At 61.6% G+C, this 4,544-nt stretch carries 6 protein-coding genes; 4 read left to right on the forward strand and 2 right to left on the reverse strand.

The genetic code is table 11. From position 1 onward, the window contains the following. Positions 1 to 373: glycerophosphodiester phosphodiesterase family protein (locus EOA22_RS25060; protein WP_281040784.1), on the reverse strand; the 373-nt coding region annotated here is incomplete at its 3' end. Between the two features lie 14 nt (positions 374 to 387). Next, entirely contained in the window at positions 388 to 852 is a 465-nt protein-coding gene (locus EOA22_RS25065) for a RidA family protein (RefSeq protein ID WP_063167962.1), read from the reverse strand. A 138-nt stretch (positions 853 to 990) separates the two neighbouring features. Here EOA22_RS25065 and EOA22_RS25070 point away from each other — a divergent pair, with 138 nt between their 5' ends. From EOA22_RS25070 to rpsB, 4 genes are all read left to right on the forward strand, one after another. After that, positions 991 to 1,818 carry a cell envelope integrity EipB family protein gene (locus tag EOA22_RS25070; RefSeq protein ID WP_063167963.1) on the forward strand — a complete coding sequence of 276 codons (828 nt, stop codon included), beginning with the start codon at positions 991 to 993 and terminating at the stop codon, positions 1,816 to 1,818. Positions 1,819 to 1,931: 113 nt separating this feature from the next. After that, positions 1,932 to 3,230: a hypothetical protein gene (locus tag EOA22_RS25075; protein WP_063167964.1), complete on the forward strand. Its 1,299-nt coding sequence runs from the start codon at positions 1,932 to 1,934 to the stop codon at positions 3,228 to 3,230. A gap of 58 nt (positions 3,231 to 3,288) precedes the next feature. Beyond that, positions 3,289 to 3,567, forward strand: a complete 279-nt coding sequence (locus tag EOA22_RS25080) for a DUF4031 domain-containing protein (RefSeq protein ID WP_013531766.1) — start codon at positions 3,289 to 3,291, stop codon at positions 3,565 to 3,567. Positions 3,568 to 3,769: 202 nt separating this feature from the next. After that, a partial coding sequence (rpsB, locus tag EOA22_RS25085; protein ID WP_127390284.1) for a 30S ribosomal protein S2 occupies positions 3,770 to 4,544 on the forward strand: 775 nt, incomplete at its 3' end.

Genomic DNA, 4,544 nt, shown 5'->3' on the forward strand with positions numbered 1-4,544 from the left:
TTGCCACCAGGCCTTCGTCATAGCCGGGCGTGCCTTTCAGCTCGACGACCAGTGGCACGCGGCCATCGACCAGGTCGAGCGCTTCCTGCAGCGTCGGCACATGGTCCGCCGTGCCACCGACCCTGAGCGCCGCGAGTTCAGCTGCGGTACGCTGCCAGACGAAACCATCCTGGCCGGTCAGGCGCTTGAGATCGCCGTCATGGATGATGACGGGAACGCGGTCGGACGACAGGTGCACGTCGCATTCGATGGCGTAGCCGCGTTCGGCGGCTGCGGCAAAGGCCGACAGCGTGTTTTCCCAGCGCGTCTTGTTCATGTCGTGGAAGCCGCGGTGGGCAACGGGCCGGGCGGTCAGCCAGGATAGCTCGGTCATATCTGTACCCTGGCTCATGCGACTTCGAAGATGGCTTCGATTTCCACTGCGGCATTAAGCGGCAGGCAGGCCGTGCCGACGGCGGAGCGTGCATGCTTGCCGCGCTCGCCAAGGGCGGCGACCAGGAAATCGGAGGCGCCGTTGGCAACCAGATGCTGCTCGACGAACTCGGGTGTCGAGGCGACGAAAACGGTGATCTTCACCAGGCGGCTGATCTTCTCGAGGTCGCCGAGTGCTGCCTTGGCCTGCGCCAGGATGTTGATCGCGCAGTATTTTGCCGCATCCTTGCCGCCTGCGGTATCGAGATCGCGGCCCAACAGCCCGCTCGCCTGCAGCTTGCCGTCCTTAAGCGGCAATTGCCCGGCAGTGAACAGCAAATGGCCGGTCCTGCAATAGGGCACGTAGTTGGCGGCGGGCGCGGCGGCGACGGGAAGCGTCACACCCAGATCGCTTAGCCGCTTTTCGATTGTTTCACTCATGGTATTTCCCTATTGCTTGGTGACGCCGCGCCGGCCGGGCCGAAATTGCTATTTTTGCCTCGCTTCCGCCACGACTTTTTTTAAGCTGGACCATCTTTCCCTGCGGCCTGCCATCAGTCGCGACGATCGGAGTACCTCATGCGCGCAACGCGCCTCGCATTCCATGCCGTCCTGTTGTCGGGGATATTCTCGATAGGCCCTGTCTTCGCAGCGCCGGCGCTGCAAGCCCACCGCGCCGTCTACGATCTTACCCTGAAAAAGGCTTCCGATCAGTCCGGCATCACGGGCATATCCGGCCGCATGGTCTATGAGTTCAACGGCTCGGCCTGCGAAGGCTATACGGTGAAATTCCGCTTCGTCACCCAGATCGTCACCGCTGACGGCACGAAGCTGACGGACCAGCAGACGACAACTTTCGAGGACGCCGAAGGCAAGACCTTTTCGTTCGTGACGAAATCCTTTTCCGACCAGAACCTCGACAAGGAGGTCAAGGGCATAGCCACGAAAGAGGCCAAGGGCCTGAAGGTCGATATCGACAAGCCCGAAAAGAACAGCGTCGAGCTGGCGACAACCCAATTCCCGACCCAGCATTTGGTCGAATTGATCGGCAAGGCCGAAAAAGGCGAGAATTTTTACGAAACCAACCTGTTCGACGGTTCCGAAGACGCCAACAAGGTGATGACCACCACCGTCGTTGTCGGCAAGAAAACCGATGCCGACAAGGCCGACCCGGAAGCTTCGGCACTGGCAAAGCTCGCCACCGACAAATACTGGCCGGTCGACATCGCCTATTTCGACGACACCAACAAGACCGGCGAAGAGGTTCCGGAATACCGTATCAGCTTCAAGCTGCATGAGAACGGCATCACCCGCGATCTCGTCATGGACTATGGCGACTTCTCGATGACCGGCAAGCTGGTCAACCTGTCGCTGTTCGACCAGACAAAACCTTGTCCCGCCAAATAGTGCCTGTCTAGGCAGCTGATTTGCCACGGCACGGCGTGGTCGTAACGAACGACTTGAACGTGCCGCAATCGTCCCTCAACCTCTTCCAGCGTCCAGGCGCGAGGGGGATCAGCTTGAGCAGGATCGATACGTTCGTCGCGCCGCGGCCCAACCCGGCACTGATCAGGGCCATGACATCCGTCAACCGGATCGTCATGCTGCGCGGCATTCCCGGGTTTCGGGATCTGTTGCCGTTCAATCGCCTGGCCGGTCTGCGCGGCGTCTCAAATGTCCGCCATATCGACTTTCCCGACGCCGATCTTGAGCGGCTGAAGGCCAGTTGCGGGGCAGGGAAGGCGACCTTCATCACGCCCAATCATCCCGAGTTCTTCACCGACTGGATGATCGACAAGGAAATCGTGTCGCAGGTCAGCCCGCTCACGGCCTCATGGGCGACCAATGGTGTCGTCAACGGCCTTGGCCGGCTGATGCAGAAGTTCTGGCTGGCCAACAATCTGATCGCCCAGATTCCCGGCAACAGCGGGGCAGCGAAGGAACACTCGATCGCCTGGGCCTTGAAAGGCCATGGCGTGCTGCTGCATCCCGAAGGCGGCGTCGGCTGGCATGCCAATGTCGTTGCGCCTTTGCTGCCGGGTGCCGTCGAGATGGGACTGGAGGCCCTCAAGCGCGGTCGGGCCACGGATCCCAATTTCAAGGTCTGGATCGCGCCCGTCGTCTGGAAGCTTGCCTTCACCGGCAACGTCGAAGCGGCACTGGCGAAGGAATGCGCCTATGTCGAGAAAAACCTCAAAATAGAACGCCAGGCGACCGACACGCTGCCGCAGCGCATTCACCATGTCTATTCGACACTGCTGGCCCGCGATGAAGCTGCCACCGGCATGCCGTTCGACCAAGGCGCTTCCTATGCCCAGCGTCAGAGGGTTTTGGTCACCGAGCTCAGCCGCCAGCTCGGCAAAAGCATCTCAGCCGACATTGATGTCACCGACATCACCGAGATTCTGCGGCGGGCGCGCCGCTGGCAGCGCGAAAACACTGGCGATGCCGAACGGCAAAGGCAGGTCCGCGCGCTCGTCGATAGGGTTCAGAGGCTGCAACGCGTCGGACCCTGGGCCTGCGCCAATCCGCGCATTAGCCAGGAGGAGATCGCCGAACATCTGAAGCGGATCCGCAACGACTATTGTCGGGGCGGGCTGCGCGACACGATGAACCGATTCGTTCCGCAGCCGGCCGGGCCGCGTTGCGCCCACATCCGGGTGCCGGAGGCACTGGGCTTGCATGAGCATACGGGCTCGATCGACGATGCGGTTGCCGATCTGCACCGTCGCATGCAGGATACAGTCACCAACATCGTCGCCGAGCTTGCAGCCAATGGCGGCTTCATTTTCTATCCGAATCCATTCTATCGTCACTGACATCAGCCGGGCCATGTGGCCGACTGTCGTGACGGATGGAAGGCAGACAGCAAGCTTTATGGCAGCCTATGTCGACGCAGCGATCTGGAACTGGGCCGGCCATCGCTGGTGCCATCTGTTGGCCGACGACACCGACGAGTTGCATCGCTTTGCCGCGCATCTTGGCGTCAAGCGCTCATCCTACCAAGGGCCGCCCAAGACATCGGCGCCGCATTATGACATAACCGGCTTCGAGCGTGACCGTGCGGTGCGGCTCGGCGCCATCGAATGCAGCCGCGAGGAGATCGTCGCGGTCTTCCGGCGGGTGCGGGTGCCGAACGGCAAGATAAAGCGCTGACGGCAGCGCGCGGATCGTCGCACGCCGTACACAGGTCCCACGGCGCTTGCGTTTATCGCGCATCCCCTCTATATGCGCGCTCATTCCACACACGGACTTTGGTGTCTGCCCGGGAGAAATCCGGCTGAAACCTCCGGTGGCGTTCGAGGACAAAGTCCAAAAATGCCTGTGTCCGTGGAGGCTAACCGGAAAGGAACTTTGAATGGCACTGCCTGATTTCAGCATGCGCCAGCTTTTGGAAGCTGGCATTCACTTCGGCCACCAGACCCATCGCTGGAACCCGAAAATGGCGCCCTACATCTATGGCGCCCGCAACAACATCCACATCATCGACCTCTCGCAGACGGTGCCTTTGCTGCACCAGGCGCTGAAGCAGGTTTCCGACACCGTCGCCAAGGGCGGCCGCGTGCTGTTCGTCGGCACCAAGCGCCAGGCGTCCGACATCGTCGCCGATGCGGCACAGCGTTCGGCTCAGTACTACGTCAACTCGCGTTGGCTCGGCGGCATGCTGACCAACTGGAAGACGATCTCGAATTCGATCCAGCGCCTGCGCAAGCTCGACGAGATGCTGGCCGGCGAGGCGCAAGGGTTGACCAAGAAGGAACGCCTGAACCTCGACCGCGAGCGCGAGAAGCTCGACAAGGCGCTGGGCGGCATCAAGGACATGGGCTCGACGCCCGACCTGATGTTCGTGATCGACACCAACAAGGAAGCGATCGCCATTCTCGAGGCCAAGCGCCTCGGCATTCCGGTCGTCGCCATCATCGATTCGAACTGCGATCCGGACAAGATCGACTTCCCGATCCCCGGCAATGACGACGCGGCCCGCGCCATCCAGCTCTATTGCGATCTGATCGCCAAGGCTGCGATCGACGGCATTGCCCGTCAGCAGGGCGCGCTCGGCGTCGACATCGGCGCTTCGATCGAAGCTCCCGTCGAACCGGCGCTCGACCCGGCTCCGGCCCCGGCTGCAGACG

Source organism: Mesorhizobium sp. M7A.F.Ca.US.014.04.1.1 (assembly GCF_003998745.1).
Lineage (GTDB): Bacteria > Pseudomonadota > Alphaproteobacteria > Rhizobiales > Rhizobiaceae > Mesorhizobium > Mesorhizobium ciceri.

Excerpts from the sequence above, each read along its gene's own strand:
- EOA22_RS25065 (WP_063167962.1), bottom strand. The coding sequence starts at position 852 with ATGAGTGAAACAATCGAAAAGCGGCTAAGCGATCTGGGTGTGACGCTT.
- EOA22_RS25070 (WP_063167963.1), top strand. The coding sequence starts at position 991 with ATGCGCGCAACGCGCCTCGCATTCCATGCCGTCCTGTTGTCGGGGATA.
- EOA22_RS25080 (WP_013531766.1), top strand. The coding sequence starts at position 3,289 with ATGGCAGCCTATGTCGACGCAGCGATCTGGAACTGGGCCGGCCATCGC.